Source organism: Klebsiella sp. C283, assembly GCF_048822555.1.
GTDB classification, from domain to species: domain Bacteria; phylum Pseudomonadota; class Gammaproteobacteria; order Enterobacterales; family Enterobacteriaceae; genus Klebsiella; species Klebsiella quasipneumoniae.
The window spans coordinates 39,580-57,108 of the sequence record NZ_JBMEZS010000015.1 but is presented as its reverse complement, the minus strand read 5'-3'; the positions used below and the strand labels follow the sequence as shown (position 1 = coordinate 57,108).

15 protein-coding genes and 4 tRNA genes are annotated in these 17,529 nt (G+C 58.2%); 14 read left to right on the top strand and 5 right to left on the bottom strand.

The features are described from left to right. The first annotated feature begins 18 nt into the window (after positions 1-18). From rfbA to ACOI7Z_RS24090, 12 genes are all read left to right on the top strand, one after another. Positions 19-900, top strand: a complete 882-nt coding sequence (rfbA, locus tag ACOI7Z_RS24145) for a glucose-1-phosphate thymidylyltransferase RfbA (RefSeq protein WP_023291555.1) — start codon at positions 19-21, stop codon at positions 898-900. After that, positions 878-1,552, top strand: coding sequence for a dTDP-4-amino-4,6-dideoxy-D-galactose acyltransferase (gene rffC / locus ACOI7Z_RS24140; RefSeq protein WP_023291556.1), 675 nt, complete (start codon positions 878-880; stop codon positions 1,550-1,552). The genes rfbA and rffC overlap by 23 nt, the downstream gene beginning before the upstream one ends. 4 nt (positions 1,553-1,556) lie before the next feature. Beyond that, positions 1,557-2,687, top strand: coding sequence for a dTDP-4-amino-4,6-dideoxygalactose transaminase (gene rffA / locus ACOI7Z_RS24135; RefSeq protein WP_044521751.1), 1,131 nt, complete (start codon positions 1,557-1,559; stop codon positions 2,685-2,687). Position 2,688: 1 nt separating this feature from the next. Beyond that, positions 2,689-3,939, top strand: coding sequence for a lipid III flippase WzxE (gene wzxE, locus ACOI7Z_RS24130; protein WP_048296402.1), 1,251 nt, complete (start codon positions 2,689-2,691; stop codon positions 3,937-3,939). Continuing rightward, a complete protein-coding gene (locus ACOI7Z_RS24125; RefSeq protein WP_048296403.1) occupies positions 3,936-5,012 on the top strand; it encodes a TDP-N-acetylfucosamine:lipid II N-acetylfucosaminyltransferase in 1,077 nt (358 codons plus the stop codon). Before wzxE ends, ACOI7Z_RS24125 begins: the two co-directional genes overlap by 4 nt. Continuing rightward, positions 5,009-6,355: an ECA oligosaccharide polymerase gene (gene wzyE / locus ACOI7Z_RS24120; RefSeq protein ID WP_086075722.1), complete on the top strand. Its 1,347-nt coding sequence runs from the start codon at positions 5,009-5,011 to the stop codon at positions 6,353-6,355. The genes ACOI7Z_RS24125 and wzyE overlap by 4 nt, the downstream gene beginning before the upstream one ends. 11 nt (positions 6,356-6,366) lie before the next feature. After that, positions 6,367-7,107 (top strand): lipopolysaccharide N-acetylmannosaminouronosyltransferase, encoded by a 741-nt coding sequence (wecG, locus tag ACOI7Z_RS24115; RefSeq protein WP_023291561.1) that lies wholly within the window; start codon positions 6,367-6,369, stop codon positions 7,105-7,107. Between the two features lie 206 nt (positions 7,108-7,313). Next, positions 7,314-8,699, top strand: coding sequence for a bifunctional threonine/serine APC transporter ThrP (gene thrP / locus ACOI7Z_RS24110; RefSeq protein ID WP_086075723.1), 1,386 nt, complete (start codon positions 7,314-7,316; stop codon positions 8,697-8,699). Between the two features lie 102 nt (positions 8,700-8,801). Next, positions 8,802-8,878: transfer RNA gene (locus ACOI7Z_RS24105), tRNA-Arg, on the top strand. A 55-nt stretch (positions 8,879-8,933) separates the two neighbouring features. Continuing rightward, positions 8,934-9,009: transfer RNA gene (locus tag ACOI7Z_RS24100), tRNA-His, on the top strand. Between the two features lie 23 nt (positions 9,010-9,032). Then, positions 9,033-9,119 (top strand) — tRNA-Leu (locus ACOI7Z_RS24095). A 42-nt stretch (positions 9,120-9,161) separates the two neighbouring features. After that, a tRNA-Pro gene (locus ACOI7Z_RS24090) sits at positions 9,162-9,238 on the top strand. A gap of 462 nt (positions 9,239-9,700) precedes the next feature. On the opposite strand, the gene hemY is transcribed toward ACOI7Z_RS24090, so the two are convergent. The 4 genes from hemY to hemC are packed head-to-tail and all read right to left on the bottom strand — an operon-like array spanning position 9,701 to position 13,782. Next, positions 9,701-10,897 (bottom strand): protoheme IX biogenesis protein HemY, encoded by a 1,197-nt coding sequence (gene hemY, locus ACOI7Z_RS24085; RefSeq protein ID WP_023291562.1) that lies wholly within the window; start codon positions 10,895-10,897, stop codon positions 9,701-9,703. A gap of 3 nt (positions 10,898-10,900) precedes the next feature. Beyond that, entirely contained in the window at positions 10,901-12,082 is a 1,182-nt protein-coding gene (gene hemX / locus ACOI7Z_RS24080; protein WP_032454512.1) for a uroporphyrinogen-III C-methyltransferase, read from the bottom strand. A 21-nt stretch (positions 12,083-12,103) separates the two neighbouring features. After that, on the bottom strand, positions 12,104-12,844 hold the full coding sequence (hemD, locus tag ACOI7Z_RS24075) for a uroporphyrinogen-III synthase (RefSeq protein WP_087849102.1): 741 nt from the start codon (positions 12,842-12,844) through the stop codon (positions 12,104-12,106). Further along, positions 12,841-13,782 carry a hydroxymethylbilane synthase gene (hemC, locus tag ACOI7Z_RS24070; RefSeq protein WP_065883613.1) on the bottom strand — a complete coding sequence of 314 codons (942 nt, stop codon included), beginning with the start codon at positions 13,780-13,782 and terminating at the stop codon, positions 12,841-12,843. The genes hemD and hemC overlap by 4 nt, the downstream gene beginning before the upstream one ends. Positions 13,783-14,140: 358 nt before the next feature. On the opposite strand from hemC, the gene cyaA reads away from it, so the two are divergent. Continuing rightward, on the top strand, positions 14,141-16,693 hold the full coding sequence (gene cyaA / locus ACOI7Z_RS24065; protein WP_002883383.1) for a class I adenylate cyclase: 2,553 nt from the start codon (positions 14,141-14,143) through the stop codon (positions 16,691-16,693). 148 nt (positions 16,694-16,841) lie between these two features. Here the strand turns inward: cyaA and cyaY are convergent, their stop codons facing one another. After that, the gene (gene cyaY, locus ACOI7Z_RS24060; protein WP_023291566.1) at positions 16,842-17,162 is read right to left on the bottom strand and encodes an iron donor protein CyaY; all 321 of its coding nucleotides are present in this window, start codon (positions 17,160-17,162) and stop codon (positions 16,842-16,844) included. A 138-nt stretch (positions 17,163-17,300) separates the two neighbouring features. On the opposite strand from cyaY, the gene lptM reads away from it, so the two are divergent. Continuing rightward, entirely contained in the window at positions 17,301-17,504 is a 204-nt protein-coding gene (lptM, locus tag ACOI7Z_RS24055) for an LPS translocon maturation chaperone LptM (RefSeq protein WP_004886794.1), read from the top strand. The last annotated feature ends 25 nt before the right edge of the window (positions 17,505-17,529 follow it).

Here is a 17,529-nt window from a genome sequence, read left to right as displayed (position 1 = left end):
TCATCTCTGGGGGTAATGATGAAAGGTATTATTCTGGCGGGGGGGTCCGGAACGCGACTGCATCCCATCACCCGCGGCGTGTCGAAGCAGCTGTTGCCGATCTACGATAAGCCGATGATCTACTACCCGCTGTCGGTATTAATGCTGGCCGGGATCCGTGAGATCCTGATCATCACCACGCCGGACGATCTGCGCGATTTCCAGCGCCTGCTCGGCGATGGCTCAGAGTTTGGCATTGCGCTGCACTATGCCGTACAGCCGACGCCGGATGGTTTAGCCCAGGCGTTTATCATCGGCGAAGCCTTTCTTAACGGCGAACCGGCGTGCCTGGTGTTAGGCGACAACATCTTCTTCGGCCAGAGCTTCAGCCCCAAGCTGCGCAGCGTGGCTGCCCGCACGGAAGGGGCGACGATTTTTGGCTATCAGGTGATGGATCCTGAGCGCTTTGGCGTGGTGGAGTTTGATGACAACTTTCGCGCGCTGTCGCTGGAAGAGAAGCCGAAGCAGCCGAAGTCGAACTGGGCGGTCACCGGTCTCTATTTCTACGATGGCAAGGTGGCGGAGTACGCCAAACGGGTCAAGCCATCCGAGCGCGGCGAACTGGAAATCACCTCCATCAACCAGATGTACCTTGAAGATGGCGCACTGACCGTCGAACTGCTTGGACGCGGCTTTGCGTGGCTGGATACCGGCACCCACGATAGCCTGATCGAGGCCAGCATGTTCGTGCAGACCGTCGAGAAGCGTCAGGGCTTCAAAATCGCCTGTCTGGAAGAGATCGGCTGGCGCAACGGCTGGCTGGACGACGACGGCGTCAAACACGCGGCGAAGCGGTTGGAAAAAACCGGCTACGGCCAATATCTGCTGGATCTGCTCCGTGCCCGTCCGCGCCAGTATTGATCCCCTGGAGTGGGAGAACCGCTTCTTTGCCGTTAACAGCGCCGTCGTTCACTTTGACGAGCATGCGCCGCGGCTGACGCCTGAGGCGCTGGCGGGGTGGTCGCGAGTGCAGGCGAAGGTAGCCGCCAGCGACACCGTCCGGCTCGACGCGCTGCAGCAGCTGGGTTTTCAGCTGGTGGAAGGCGAGGTCGATCTGGCGCTACCGGTGGGCAACCCTGCGGATGCGGGCGCCGACGTCGCCGTGGAGGCGGATATTGCGCCACTGCGCGAGCAGGCGGCGCAGGCCTTTGCGATGAGCCGCTTTCGCGCGCCCTGGTATGCTGCCGACGCCAGCGGCCGTTTCTATGCCCAGTGGATTGAAAATGCGGTGCGCGGCACCTTCGATCATCAGTGCCTGATTTACCGCCATCCAGAGGGCGATATTCGCGCCTTTGTCTCCCTGCGCCAGCTCAATGCCACCGAGGCGCGTATCGGCCTGCTGGCCGGACGCGGCGCCGGGGCGCAGCTGATGCAGGCGGCGCGGTACTGGGCCGCTTCGCGCGGACTTTCTACACTGCGGGTGGCGACCCAGATGGGCAACACCGCCGCGCTTAAACGTTATATTCTCAGCGGTGCTAATGTGGAAAGCACCGCCTACTGGCTATACAGGTGACCCCATGATCCCATTTAACGCGCCGCCGGTGGTTGGAACCGAGCTTGATTACATGCAGTCTGCGATGAACAGCGGCAAGCTGTGCGGCGACGGCGGCTTTACGCGCCGCTGCCAGCAGTGGATGGAGCAGCGTTTTGGCACGGCAAAAGCCCTGCTAACCCCTTCCTGCACGGCTTCGCTGGAGATGGCCGCGCTGCTGCTGGATATCCAGCCGGGCGACGAAGTGATTATGCCCAGCTATACCTTTGTCTCCACCGCCAATGCCTTTGTGCTGCGCGGGGCGAAAATCGTCTTCGTCGATATCCGTCGCGATACGATGAATATCGATGAAACGTTAATCGAAGCCGCTATCACCGATAAAACCCGGGCGATCGTCCCGGTGCACTATGCCGGCGTAGCCTGCGAGATGGATACCATCATGGCCATCGCCGACAAGTACAACCTGTTCGTGGTGGAAGACGCCGCGCAGGGGGTGATGTCCACCTACAAGGGGCGCGCGCTGGGCACCATCGGCCATATCGGCTGCTTCAGCTTCCATGAAACTAAAAACTACACCGCCGGCGGTGAGGGCGGGGCGACGCTTATCAACGATCGCACGCTGGTGGAACGTGCGGAGATCATTCGCGAAAAAGGCACCAACCGCAGCCAGTTCTTTCGTGGCCTGGTGGATAAATATACCTGGCGGGACATTGGCTCCAGCTATCTGATGTCCGACCTGCAGGCCGCCTATCTGTGGGCGCAGCTGGAAGCGGCGGAGCGCATCAACCAGCAGCGTCTGGCGCTGTGGCAGAATTACTATGACGCGCTGCTGCCGCTGGCCCGCGCGGGACGTATTGAACTGCCGACGGTCCCGGCTGACTGCGGGCAAAACGCGCACATGTTCTACATTAAGCTGCGCGATATCGAGGATCGCAGCAGGCTTATCGCCTGGCTGAAAGAGGCGGAGATCCTCGCGGTATTCCATTACATTCCCCTGCACAGCTGTCCGGCAGGCGAACACTTCGGCGAATTCCACGGTGAAGACCGCTATACCACCCAGGAGAGTGAGCGCCTGGTGCGCCTGCCGCTGTTTTACAATCTGTCTGTGGTGAACCAGCGGACGGTGATTAACTCGCTGCTGAGCTACTTCTCCTGATATGTCGTTAGCAAAAGCCTCATTGTGGACGGCGGCCTCGACGCTGGTCAAAATCGGCGCCGGGCTGTTGGTCGTCAAGCTGCTGGCCGTCTCGTTTGGGCCTGCGGGCGTTGGTCAGGCCGGTAACTTCCGGCAACTGGTCACCGTGCTCGGCGTGCTGGCCGGGGCCGGGATATTTAACGGCGTCACGAAGCTGGTGGCTCAGCATCACGACGATCCCCCGCGCCTGAAGCAGGTGGTGGGCACCTCGTCGGCGATGGTGCTTGGCTTTTCCACGCTGCTGGCGCTGGTGTTTTTACTGGCGGCGGCGCCGATAAGCCAGGGGCTGTTCGGTCATACTCATTATCAGAATCTGGTACGGCTGGTGGCGCTGGTGCAGATGGGGATCGCCTGGGCGAACTTCCTGCTGGCGCTGATGAAAGGCTTTCGCGATGCGGCGGGAAACGCCTTCTCGCTGATTGCCGGCAGCCTGATTGGCGTGGCGGCCTATTATGCCTGTTACTACTTCGGTGGTTACCAGGGGGCGCTGCTGGGGCTGGCGTTAGTGCCGGCGCTGGTGGTGATCCCGGCGGGCATCATGCTCTGGCGGCGGGGTAATATTCCGCTGAACGCCCTGCGTCCGCGCTGGGATAACGGTCTGGCGGGACAGCTATCGAAATTTACCCTGATGGCGCTGATAACCTCAGTGACCCTGCCGGTGGCTTATGTGATGATGCGTAATCTGCTGGCGGCGCATTATGGCTGGGAGGCGGTCGGTATCTGGCAGGGGGTGAGCAGTATCTCCGATGCCTATCTGCAGTTTATTACCGCCTCGTTCAGCGTCTATCTCCTGCCGACGCTGTCGCGGCTGAGCGCCAAAACGGATATCACCCGCGAGATAGTCAAGTCGCTGAAATTCGTCCTGCCGGCGGTGGCGGCGGCGAGCCTGACGGTCTGGCTGCTGCGCGATTTTGCCATCTGGCTGCTGTTTTCCGATCGCTTTACCGCGATGCGTGACCTGTTCGCCTGGCAGCTGGTGGGCGACGTTTTAAAAGTAGGCGCTTACGTCTATGGCTATCTGGTGATCGCTAAAGCGTCGCTGCGTTTTTATATTCTGACGGAAATCAGCCAGTTCACGCTGCTGACCGCATTTTCACACTGGCTTATACCGGCGCACGGCGCGGTTGGCGCGGCGCAGGCGTATATGGCCACTTATATTGTTTATTTCGCCCTTTGTAGTGGCGTGTTTTTACTCTGGCGTAAACGGGCATGACAGCACTGATACATGTACTGGGATCGGATATCCCGCATCATAACCAGACCGTACTGCGGTTCTTTAACGACGAACTGGCCGCCGATCCGCAGGCCAGGAGATTTATGGTCGTCGGTGATGAGGCCAGCGTGCGTGATGGGTATCCGGCGCTGGACATCACCTGCTATCCGGGGAAGAAGTCGCTGGCGCAGGCGGTGATTGCGCAAGCCAAAGCCAACCGTCAGCAGCGCTTTTTCTTCCACGGCCAGTTCAATACCGGCCTGTGGCTGGCGCTGTTGAGCGGCGGTATCCGCCCATCGCAGTTTAACTGGCATATCTGGGGGGCGGATCTGTATGAAAACGCGACCAGCCTGAAGTTCCGCCTGTTCTATCCGCTGCGCCGCCTGGCGCAGGGGCGGGTAGGGCGCGTTTTCGCCACCCGCGGCGATCTTAGCTGGTTCGCTAACCGCCATCCGCGCGTTCCGGGCGAACTGCTCTACTTCCCGACCCGTATGGATCCGGCGCTGAATACCCTGGCCGAAAACGCGCCGCGCGGCGACACGCTGACCATTCTGGTGGGCAACTCCGGGGATCGCAGCAATGAACATATTGCCGCGCTGAAGGCTATCCATCAGCAGTTTGGCGATACGGTAAACGTCATCGTGCCGATGGGCTATCCGGCGAATAACGAGGCCTATATCAATGAGGTTCGTGAGGCGGGGGCGGCGCTGTTTAGTCGCGAGCATCTGCAGATCCTCAGCGAGAAGCTTGAGTTTCATGATTATCTGGCGCTGCTGCGCCGCTGCGATCTGGGCTATTTCCTGTTTGCGCGTCAGCAGGGGATCGGCACCTTGTGCCTGTTGATTCAGGCGGGCATTCCCTGCGTGCTCAACCGCGAAAACCCATTCTGGCAGGATATGACCGAGCAGCATGTGCCGGTGCTGTTCACCAGCGATGCGCTGGACGTCAGCGTGGTGCGCGAAGCGCAGCGCCAGCTGGCGAGCGTGGATAAGTCGGGTATCGCTTTCTTCCGGCCGAACTATCTGACGGGCTGGCAGCGGGCGCTACGGTTAGCGGCGGAGGGGCAGGCATGACGTTAATGCAATTTAGCGGGCTGCTGGTGGTCTGGCTGCTGTCGACGCTGTTTATCGCCACCGCCACCTGGTTTGAGTTCCGTCGGGTACGCTTTAACTTCAACGTCTTTTTCTCGTTGCTGTTTCTGCTGACCTTTTTCTTCGGTTTCCCGCTGACAAGTATTCTGGTGTTCCGCTTTGACGTCAACGTGGCGCCGCCGGAGATTTTGCTGCAGACGCTGCTGATCGCGGTGTGCTTCTACGCGATCTACTACGTGACCTATAAAACGCGGCTGCGTCCGGCATCGCGTGAGGTTACGCGTCGGCCGCTGTTTACCATGAACCGGGTGGAAACCCATCTGGCGTGGGGCATACTGATGGGGCTGGCGCTGCTGTGCGTCGGCATCTTCTTCGCCCACAATGGTTTCCTGCTGTTTAAGCTCAACTCCTACAGCCAGATTTTCTCTGCTGAAGTCTCCGGCGTGGCGTTGAAGCGCTTCTTCTACTTCTTTATCCCGGCGATGCTGGTGGTCTATTTCCTGCGCCAGGATTATAAGGCGTGGATTTTCTTCCTCGTCAGCACCGTGGCCTTTGGTCTGCTGACCTACGCTATCGTCGGCGGGACTCGCGCCAATATCATCATCGCCTTCGCCATCTTCCTGTTTATCGGCATTATTCGCGGCTGGATCAGCTTGTGGATGCTGGCTGCGGCGGGCGTGCTGGGCATCGTCGGCATGTTCTGGCTGGCGCTGAAGCGCTACGGGATGAACGTCAGCGGCGACGAAGCGTTTTATACCTTCCTCTATCTCACACGCGATACCTTCTCGCCGTGGGAGAACCTGGCGCTGCTGCTGCAAAACTATGACAAGATCGATTTCCAGGGGCTGGCGCCGATGATCCGCGACTTCTACGTCTTTATCCCCAGCTGGATGTGGCACGGTCGTCCGACGATGGTGCTCAATACCGCCAACTACTTCACCTGGGAAGTGTTAAACAACCATTCGGGGCTGGCGATTTCGCCGACGCTGATTGGCTCGCTGGTGGTGATGGGCGGCGTCTGGTTTGTGCCGCTGGGCGCTGTGGCGGTCGGGTTGATTATTAAATGGTTCGACTGGCTGTATGAGCTCGGCAACCGGGAGAGCAATCGCTATAAAGCGGCAATCCTGCATAGTTTCTGTTTCGGCGCTATCTTCAACATGATAGTGCTGGCGCGCGAGGGGCTGGATTCGTTCGGCTCCCGCGTGGTGTTTTTCCTCGTGATCTTTGGTATCTGCTTGCTGGCGGCGAAACTGCTGTACTGGTTCCTGGATAGCGTGGGACTGATTCATAAGCGCGTAAAACCGCTTTCGCAACCGCAAGTCTGAGAAGGATGGACATGACTGGGACCATTTCCGCGCCGTTGTACCTGTTAAGAGGGCTGCAGCTCATAGGCTGGCGCGATATGCAGCACGCTCTGGATTATTTATATGCCGACGGCGTTCTCCGGGAGGGGACGCTGGTGGCGATTAATGCCGAGAAAATGCTGGCCGTAGAGGATAACCCCGAGGTGCGGGCGCTGATTGAGGCGGCGGAGTTTAAATATGCGGATGGCATCAGCGTGGTACGTTCGCTGCGTAAAAAATATCCGCAGGCCCAGGTGTCCCGCGTGGCGGGAGCCGATCTCTGGGAAGCGTTAATGCAGCGCGCCGGCGCTGAAGGCACTCCGGTGTTTTTGGTCGGCGGTAAACCTGAAGTCCTGGCGCAGACGGCGTCCAGCCTGCGCCAGCGCTGGCAGGTGAATATCGTCGGCAGCCAGGACGGCTATTTTGCGCCTGAGCAACGGCAGGCATTGTTCGAACGCATTCGCGACAGCGGGGCGAAAATCGTCACCGTCGCCATGGGATCCCCGCGTCAGGAGATCTTTATGCGCGACTGTCGGCGCCTGTACCCGCACGCGCTGTATATGGGCGTCGGCGGCACTTACGATGTTTTCACCGGGCACGTTCATCGGGCGCCGAAGTTCTGGCAGGATCTGGGGCTGGAGTGGTTTTACCGCCTGGTTTCCCAGCCGAGCCGGATTAAAAGGCAGGCCCGGCTGCTACGATATTTACGTTGGCATTACACCAATAAACTCTAATATTCCTCTGCATTCTGGCGAGTTTGTGTCCATTTTCTGTTTAATGTCTTTACTCGCCTGATACTTTATTTGCCATTTCCATAAAATTCATTAACCATTCGCAGGCTTCATACGCGCGGGGGGAGACCTGCGCGTCGGCAAGGCTATGAGTTCAGTTAATAACAATAACCGGGAGTACCCGGAATACGGCAAACACAAGAGGATATATGACTGAGAAAAAAGCGGAGCTCCAGCGTGGACTGGAGGCCCGGCATATTGAACTGATCGCCCTTGGGGGGACGATTGGCGTGGGGTTGTTTATGGGGGCGGCCAGTACCCTGAAGTGGGCTGGGCCTTCCGTGCTGCTGGCGTACATTATCGCTGGCCTGTTCGTCTTTTTCATTATGCGCTCAATGGGCGAAATGCTGTTCCTTGAGCCCGTCACCGGCTCCTTCGCAGTGTATGCGCATCGCTATATGAGCCCCTTCTTCGGCTACCTGACCGCCTGGTCGTACTGGTTTATGTGGATGGCGGTGGGCATCTCTGAGATTACCGCCATCGGCGTCTATGTGCAGTTCTGGTTCCCGGAGATGGCGCAGTGGATCCCGGCGTTAATTGCCGTGGGGCTGGTGGCGCTGGCTAACCTCGCGGCGGTCCGGCTGTACGGTGAAATCGAGTTCTGGTTCGCCATGATTAAAGTGACCACCATTATCGTGATGATCGTCGTGGGCCTGGGCGTCATTTTCTTCGGCTTTGGCAACGGCGGCCACTCCATCGGTTTTGGCAACCTGACCGAACATGGCGGCTTCTTTGCCGGCGGCTGGAAGGGCTTCCTGACGGCGCTGTGTATCGTGGTCGCGTCCTATCAGGGCGTGGAGCTCATCGGCATTACCGCTGGTGAAGCGAAAAATCCGCAGGTCACACTGCGCAGCGCGGTGGGCAAAGTGCTGTGGCGGATCCTGATTTTCTACGTCGGCGCGATTTTCGTTATCGTCACCATCTTTCCATGGGATCAAATCGGCTCCAACGGCAGCCCGTTCGTACTGACGTTTGCCAAAATCGGTATTACCGCCGCGGCGGGGATTATCAACTTTGTGGTGCTGACGGCGGCGCTTTCCGGCTGCAACAGCGGGATGTACAGCTGCGGACGTATGCTGTACGCCCTGGCGAAGAACCGTCAGCTGCCGGCGGCGATCGGTAAGGTATCGCGCAACGGCGTTCCGGCCGTCGGCGTGGCGCTGTCTATTCTGATCCTGCTGGTAGGCTCCTGCCTGAATTACATCATTCCTAATCCGCAGCGGGTGTTTGTCTATGTCTATAGCGCCAGCGTCCTGCCGGGGATGGTGCCCTGGTTTGTGATCCTGATTAGTCAGCTGCGTTTCCGTCGCGTACATCAGGCAGCGATAGCCAGCCATCCGTTCCGTTCGCTGCTGTTTCCGTGGGCCAACTATTTCACCATGGCTTTCCTGATCTGCGTGCTGGTCGGGATGGGACTGAATGATGAAACACGGATGTCGCTCTTTGTCGGCATTATTTTCCTTGCTGCCGTTACCCTGATTTATAAGGTGTTTGGCCTCGGAAGGCAGGGGCAAGTCAATAATACGGCTGAATAAGCGCCAAAACGAACAAAGCATGAGCAAACGATAATTTTCTTTTAAAAGGCACTAGACAGCGGGGGAGGAAGTCCGTATTATCCGACCCCGCAACGGCGCTAAGCGCCCGTAGCTCAGCTGGATAGAGCGCTGCCCTCCGGAGGCAGAGGTCTCAGGTTCGAATCCTGTCGGGCGCACCATTAACCCGGTGCTGGAGCTGCGGTGGTTTTAATACCGCGTAAAAGGTTTGCAGTGGTGGCTATAGCTCAGTTGGTAGAGCCCTGGATTGTGATTCCAGTTGTCGTGGGTTCGAATCCCATTAGCCACCCCATTATTTGATAGAGTTGTGAATTTGCGAAGGTGGCGGAATTGGTAGACGCGCTAGCTTCAGGTGTTAGTGTTCTTACGGACGTGGGGGTTCAAGTCCCCCCCCTCGCACCACGACTTTAACGAATTGAACTAAAAATTCAAAAAGCAGTATTTCGGCGAGTAGCGCAGCTTGGTAGCGCAACTGGTTTGGGACCAGTGGGTCGGAGGTTCGAATCCTCTCTCGCCGACCAATTTTGAACCCCGCTTCGGCGGGGTTTTTTGTTTTCTGTGACTTCCTGCCATGACTTATTTCCCTGATCTTGCTGATAAAAAATCTTCTCTTTGCTTAAGAATACGCGTCAGGAAAACTCTCAATTCATCACTGTGGTAGATGCAATTTCCCTGGATCCTGTGCGATAATAATCGGGTAGATGCTCATTCCATCTCTTATGTTCGCCTTGGTGCCTCATAAACTCCGGAATGATGCAGAGCCGTTCTTACGGTGCTTATCGTCCACTGACAGATGTCGCATTTATGCCTCATCAAACACCATGGACATTACGTTGAGTGAAGCACCCAATTTGTTGTCAAACAGACCTGTTTTAACGCCTGCCCTGATTTCAGCGCAGGCGTTTTTTTCTTTCAGGGGGAGCGTCAACGGGAAGGCGGGGGAGAAGGGCTATCGCCCCGCAGGAGGCGACAGCCAGGTGAGGTTATTGCTGAGGGTTATTCTGCAGCGTCAGCAGCAGACCATCGCGGCGCATAGTGGCCGCTTCCTCCGGTTGATGGAGGCGATCCAGAGCATCCGCCAGCCAGGCGTAATCAAAGGCATCCGGACGCTGCTTAAGCGCGGCGCGGAAGGCGATGCTGGCCTCCTGCCATTCGCCGTGCCGCATCAGCGACTGGCCCAGGGTGCTCCACAGCAGAGGACGATCGCCAACGGCTTTGATCTGCTGGCGCAGTACTTTCTCCAGCTGTTCCGGGTTATTGGTCTTCAGGCGCGGGATCGGCATCACCAGACGGTCGTCATACTGTTTCTTCAGACCATCAATAATAATTTGCTGCGCGGTATCGTGATCGTCGCTCTCGATGAGGCGCTCGGCCATCGCCACCTGCAGCGGCACCAGCGCCCGCGTTTTACGGCTCTGGTTGCGCCACCATTCGCGCAGCCCCTCGCTGCCGCCGTCGGCCAGCGCTTTGTCCATCAGGCCAACCCATGCCAGCTGTTCCAGCGCGGCGCGGTGCTCTTCATCGCCGACGTTAGCTTTCGCCATCGACGGAATGATATCCAGCAGCGACTGCCAGGCGCCGGTACGGGTATAAGCCTGTTCGGCGAGGCGCAGCACTTCCGGATGACGCGGGGTGATTTCCAGTAGCTTATCGATGCCATGGCGCGCGGCGTGATTTTCATTGCGCGCCAGCTGCAGGCGAACGCGGGTGATTTCCACCGGGATCAGGTCATCGCCCGCCAGGTCGGTGGCGCGCTCCAGATGCTGGTTAGCCCGCGCTTCATCGCCGCGCTGCTGGGCCGCTTCCGCCGCCAGCAGATAGTTCACCACCGGCTGTTCGGCGTGATCGGCGTTTTTCGCCATCAGCTTCTCAACCTGCTGGTAATCACCTTCGGCCAGCTTAAGCAGCGCCTGCTCGGTTTGCTTACGCGCGCGACGGCGTTTACGGCCGACAAACCAGCCGCGCGTATGCGCCCCGGTGCGGAAAATGCGGCGCAGCAGCCATTCAATGGCGAACAGCACCACCATGGCGAGGATCAGGATGATCACCAGCCCGGTCACGCTGGTCTCGATATTGTAATTATCGGTCTGGATCAGGACGTAGCCCTGATGCCCGGCGATCATCGGGCCAAGCACGATCCCGGCGATCAACAGTGCGAAGAGTAAAAGAATTTTCAGCATGCGTTACTCTCCTTGCGGCGCAGCGGGGGCGGCCGGTGCTGCAGGTGCAGGCGAGGGCGCGCCGCCTGCGGAAACGGCAGGCTGCGCCATCAGATTACGCACCCGGGTCTGCATCAGTTTTTCCAGCAACGCCTGGCTCTGCAGCGTTTCCGGCACCGTCATAGTAATGCTTTGCTGACTGAGCTTATCCACCTCTTCAAGGAAGGCTTTAGTGGTGGCGTCATCGGTATCGTAATAGGCGCGTACCCAGGTCGAGACGTTATCCAGCGACTGTTTCCAGGTCTCTTCCTGATGGCGCGGCACTGCCTGCGCGGCGACCAGCAGGCGAGAGCGAATATTTTCCCGCAGATAGATATCCTGATTCGGCGCCAGCAGCGGGACCGCCGTTTCATCGCGGCGGCGCACGGTGATAAAACTGTCCATAAAATTCTGCCAGCTTTTCTGCAGATTGACGCGCCATTCGCTGATGGAGCTGGAGAGCTCATCGCTATCAGAATCCATCGGCGAATCGTCATCGTTATTATCCGCCAGCCGCAGGTTATCGATTTGGTTCGCCAGCTGATTAACCTTGAGGATCATGCCGTCGTAGTCGACCTGGTTCACCGCGGAGAGGGTGGCGATATCGTCGGTGATCGCCCGGCGGGCGCCGATCAGGCTTGGGTCATTCATGTCGGCGAGGCTGGCGTCGGCGCTTTTCAGCAGCGCGGCGGCGGTGGTGACATCCTGATCGCTCCACAGCTTACGTCCCGCCAGCTTGACGAGGAAGTCGGCCTGGGCCAGCAGCCAGGTTTTGGCGTCGCTACCGGAAATGATCGCCACTTTTTGCTGGACTTCGTCCAGCTGTTTGGCCAGCGTCTCCTGCTGATGTTTGGCTTCGTTTAGCTGCTCGGCCTGCTGTTTGATAATGCCTTCCAGTTCGCTTTTTTGGCTCTCCTGCGCTTTTTGCAGCGCCGCGACCTGGCTTGATAATTCAGAGGTGGTTTCGTTTTGACGCGAGGCCTGCTGTTTGTTCAGGCCATACAGGCCGATACCGGCGGCTATCGCAATGGCGATAGCGATCGCGCTGAGCGCCAGGCTGGTTTTGTTGCCAGCCTTCTTCTTATCAGTGTTCTCTGGCTGTGGTGTGGTCTCCACGGCCTCCCTGGTCTCTTCAACCACGGCGGATTGATTTTGTTGTTCCGTCATTATGGCTTCCAATGTTGAGAGTTATTGTAATGCGCGTAGCAGCGCATCGTTGTCGGCGCTATCGGCAACCTGAATCTCCTGCCAGCCCAGCTCCCGGGCCTGAAGGGCCAGACGTTCGCTGACAACGACAACGCGGCAGTGCAGGAGCCACCGTTCGCGATACCATTGCGGTATTAACGACCATAGCTGCTGCAGCATCTCGCCGCTGGTGACCACCAGCGTGGTGACCCCGCGAGATTGCCAGCGCATCGCTTCTTCTGCGCCATCGTAATGCTTTGCACTACGTTGATAACATTCACAAAATGTGACCCTGGCGCCGCGCTCGGTCAGCGTCGCGCCTAAGAGTTCCCGCCCACCATTGCCGCGTAAGATCAGCGCATTCTTCCCGGCAATGTTTTGTAATTCAGGTAATTGTAGCAAGACTTCGCTAATTTCCCGATCTAACGGGTAATGGATGTGCTGCCCGCTGACCGTATGCAGGGCCAGCGCCGTCGTGCGGCCAATGGCAAAATAACGCGGGGAAGTGGGCCAGGGCATGCCCTGTTGCTTTAGACGGGAATGGGCGAACTCCACCGCATGCTGGGACAGCGCGAACAGCAGATCGTCAGGCCCCAGGCGGGCAAGCGCGTCGCCCAGCGCGGGAAGCTCCCGACCGGGCGTAAATTCTATCAGCGGAAAGCTCCAGGCCACGCGTCCCATGGCCCGCAGACGGCTGACCAGCGCTTCTCCTTGCGGTAGTGGACGAGTGACCAGGATGCTCATCGTGGGGCTTCTCCATCATAAACTGCCGCGAGAATGTCGCGGGCGCCGTTATCCAGGAGCTCTTCCGCCAGCGAGATGCCAAGCGCTTCGGCCTGCTCTGCTGGCCCGCGCCGTTCGCCGCGTACCATCTGCGAACCATCCGGGGCGCCAACCAGCGCCCGCAGCCACAGTTCACCGTCTTTCAGTTCCGCATAGCTACCAATCGGCACCTGACAGCCGCCTTCGAGACGCGTGTTCATCGCCCGCTCGGCGCGCACGCGCACTGCCGTTTCCGTATGGTTGAGAGGCGCTAACAGCCCCTGGGTCCATGCATCGTCGAGACGGCATTCGATGCCCACCGCGCCCTGGCCGACCGCCGGCAGAGATTGCTCAGGCGACAGCGGCTGGCGAATTCGCGCCTCGAGCTGCAGGCGCTTCAGGCCGGCGGCGGCGAGGATGATGGCGTCATACTCGCCGTTATCCAGCTTACTCAGTCGGGTACCGACGTTACCGCGCAGAGAGCGGATCACCAGATCCGGACGGGTGGCGGCCAGCTGGCACTGACGGCGTAAACTTGACGTGCCAACGATGCTGCCGGCCGGGAGTTCATCAATCGAGGCATAGCGATTGGAGACAAACGCGTCGCGCGGATCGTCGCGCTCGCAGATAGTCACCAGCCCCAGCCCCTCCGGGAATTCCACCGGCACATCTTTCATCGAATGAACGGCGATATCGGCGCGCCCTTCGAGCATGGCAAGCTCTAACTCTTTCACAAATAAGCCCTTGCCACCCACCTTTGCCAGGGGAGTATCAAGGATGACATCCCCGCGAGTGACCATCGGCACCAGCTCGACCTTCAGTCCGGGATGCGCTTGTTCCAGGCGCGCTTTAACATATTGCGCCTGCCATAGCGCAAGCGGGCTTTGCCGTGTGGCAATTTTCAAAACTTTGTCTAACATGCTTGTTACCGTCATTGTCGACCACTAACCATCCTAACATTGTTGTCTTACGGATGTTAGTTTTCACGGTTTATGTGGGAGATAGCTCCGGCCCACTCTTTTTTAACCTTTCATGCGCGTGGGCGGTTGCCGGAGGCGTAGTGAGGAATTTACAGGTAATAAACGGTGCTACACTTGTATGTAGCGCATCTTTCTTTACGGTCAATGAGCAAGGTGTTAAATTGATCACGTTTTAAACCATTTGTCTGTCCGCTGCTCTTCACAACCACACCGACGACGAATGGTGACGGTTTTTGTTGAAATACTGAAATCCTCCGTACTATTGTACCTCGGGTTTTTGAACATCAGGCGATATGTCTTGTACCTCTATATTGAGACACTGAAACAGAGACTGGATGCCATCAACCAACTGCGCGTGGATCGCGCGCTTGCTGCCATGGGACCCGCTTTCCAGCAGGTTTACAGTCTACTGCCAACGTTATTACATTATCATCACCCGCTGATGCCGGGTTACCTTGACGGTAACGTTCCCCGTGGCATTTGCCTCTACACGCCTGATGAAACCCAACGCCACTATCTTGAAGAACTGGAACTGCATCGCGGCATGCAGACCCAGGAGCCGCCGAAAGGCGAGCTGCCGATCACCGGCGTCTACTCGATGGGCAGTACCTCCTCCGTCGGCCAGAGCTGTTCTTCCGATCTGGACATCTGGGTATGTCACCAGGCCTGGCTGGATAGCGAAGAGCGCCAGCTGCTGCAGCGAAAATGCAGCCTGCTTGAGAGCTGGGCGGCCTCGCTCGGTGTGGAAGTCAGCTTCTTCCTGATCGACGAAAACCGCTTCCGCCATAACGAAAGCGGCAGCCTCGGCGGCGAAGACTGCGGTTCGACCCAGCATATTTTACTGCTCGATGAGTTCTACCGCACCGCGGTCCGTCTCGCCGGCAAGCGTATTCTGTGGAATATGGTGCCGTGCGATGAAGAAGAGCATTACGACGATTACGTCATGGGGCTGTATGCCCAGGGCGTGCTGACGCCAAACGAGTGGCTCGATCTCGGCGGCCTCAGCTCGCTGTCGGCGGAAGAGTACTTCGGCGCCAGCCTGTGGCAGCTGTATAAGAGTATCGACTCCCCCTATAAAGCGGTGCTGAAAACGCTGCTGCTGGAAGCCTATTCCTGGGAATACCCCAATAACCGCCTGCTGGCGAAAGATATCAAACAGCGCCTGCACGATGGCGAGATCGTCTCCTTCGGCCTCGACCCGTACTGCATGATGCTGGAGCGCGTCACCACCTACCTGCAGGCCATCGAAGATGAAACCCGTCTCGACCTGGTGCGCCGCTGCTTCTATCTGAAAGTGTGTGAAAAACTCAGCCGCGAACGCGCCTGCGTCGGCTGGCGTCGCGAAGTCGTCAGCCAGCTGGTCAACGCGTGGGGCTGGGATGAAAAGCGTCTGATGATGCTCGACAACCGCGCGAACTGGAAAATTGATGAAGTGCGCAAGGCGCACAACGAACTGCTCGATGCGATGATGCAGAGCTATCGTAATCTGATCCGCTTCGCGCGGCGCAATAACCTCAGCGTCTCCGCCAGTCCGCAGGATATTGGCGTGCTGACGCGTAAGCTGTATGCGGCTTTTGAAGCGCTGCCGGGCAAAGTGACGCTGGTGAACCCGCAAATATCGCCGGACCTGTCGGAACCGAATCTGACCTTTATCCACGTGCCGCCGGGTCGCGCCAACCGTACCGGTTGGTATCTGTACAACCGCGCGCCGGATATGGAATCGATCATCAGCCATCAGCCGCTGGAATATAACCGTTATCTTAATAAGCTGGTGGCCTGGGCCTGGTTTAACGGCCTGCTGACCTCACGCACCCGCCTGTTTATTAAGGGCAACGGCATCGTCGATCTGGCGAAGCTGCAGGAGATGGTGGCCGACGTGTCGCACCACTTCCCGCTGCGCCTGCCGGCGCCGACGCCAAAAGCGCTATACAGCCCATGCGAAATTCGCCACCTGGCGATTATCGTCAACCTCGAATATGACCCGACGGCGGCCTTCCGCAATCAGGTGGTGCACTTTGATTTCCGTAAGCTTGATGTTTTCAGCTTCGGCGAAGAGCAAAAATGCCTGATCGGCAGCGTCGACCTGCTGTATCGCAACTCGTGGAACGAAGTGCGTACCCTGCATTTCAACGGCGAGCAGGCGATGATCGAAGCGCTGAAAACGATCCTCGGTAAAATGCATCAGGACGCCGCGCCGCCGGACAGCGTGGAGGTGTTCTGCTATAGCCAGCACTTGCGCGGCCTGATCCGTACCCGCGTACAGCAGATGATCTCCGAGTGCATCGAACTGCGTCTCTCCAGTACCCGGCAGGATACCGGGCGCTTTAAAGCGCTGCGCGTCTCCGGCCAGACCTGGGGGCTGTTCTTCGAGCGTCTCAATGTTTCGGTGCAGAAGCTGGAAAACGCCATTGAATTCTACGGCGCTATCTCGCACAACAAGCTTCACGGCCTGTCGGTGCAGGTGGAAACCAATCACGTTAAGCTGCCGGCGGTTGTGGACGGCTTCGCCAGCGAAGGGATTATTCAGTTCTTCTTTGAAGACGCGGATAACAACGACAGCGGCTTTAACATCTATATTCTCGATGAGAGCAACCGCGCTGAGGTGTATCACCACTGCGAGGGCAGCAAAGAGGAGCTGGTGCGCGACGTCAGCCGCTTCTATTCGTCATCGCACGATCGTTTTACCTACGGCTCCAGCTTTATCAACTTCAACCTGCCGCAGTTCTATCAGATTGTCGAGGTGGATGGGCGCACCCAGGTGATCCCTTTCCGCACTCAGGCGATTGCCGCCGCGATACCCACCAGCCAGGACGTTACCGCCTCGCCGGTGCTGCAGCAGCGCTACTCGTAACGCTTATCGGGGCGACCTTTCCCAGGCCGGGTCAGGCGTCGCGGCTCCGTGCATGCGTTCGTCGCCCGGTGGTACGGGCCTGGGGACTACCTGAGCCGTCGGGTAACCCGGATAAGGCGCGATGCGCCGCCATCCGGGAAACACGTCATTAACGGAATCTCACCGTCTCACCGGCCTGCTGACTTGCCGCCTGCTCCAGCAGATCCCAGAAGGTCTCGCCGCTGCGATCGCAGATCCACTCGTCACCTTTGAGATCGAAATGGTAGCCGCCCTGTTTGGCGGCCAGCCATACCTGGTGCAGCGGCTCCTGACGGTTAATAATGATTTTGCTGCCGTTTTCAAAGCTGATGGTCAGCACACCGCCGTTGATTTCGCAGTCGATGTCGCTATCGCCGTCCCAGTCGTCCAGGCGTTCTTCGATGGTCATCCACAGGCTGTCGGCAAGGCGATGAAATTCACTGTCATTCATGATTCTGTCCCGCATTTTTGAGATTGGCGGCAGTATAGCGCGAAACAAAAGCGCGCGCAGTCAGATGCTAAAGGCTTGCTTTTACGCCTTCTCCTGCGATGATAGAAAGCAGAAAGAATGAATCACGGGCAACTATCAATGAAAAACGTTTTTCCTACGCTTGCCGTTTTGTTTGCGATCTTCAGCCTGACCGGCTGCGGTCTGAAAGGGCCTCTCTATTTCCCGCCGGCTGACAAAACTGCGCCGCCGCCGACAAAACCGGTTAACCCGGGCATTCAGAGCTCAACGCCGGATCGTAACGATCGTGGCGATACCGGTGGTCCGAGCCAGGTCAATTACTAACGATAACGTTCTGTTCCGCGCAACT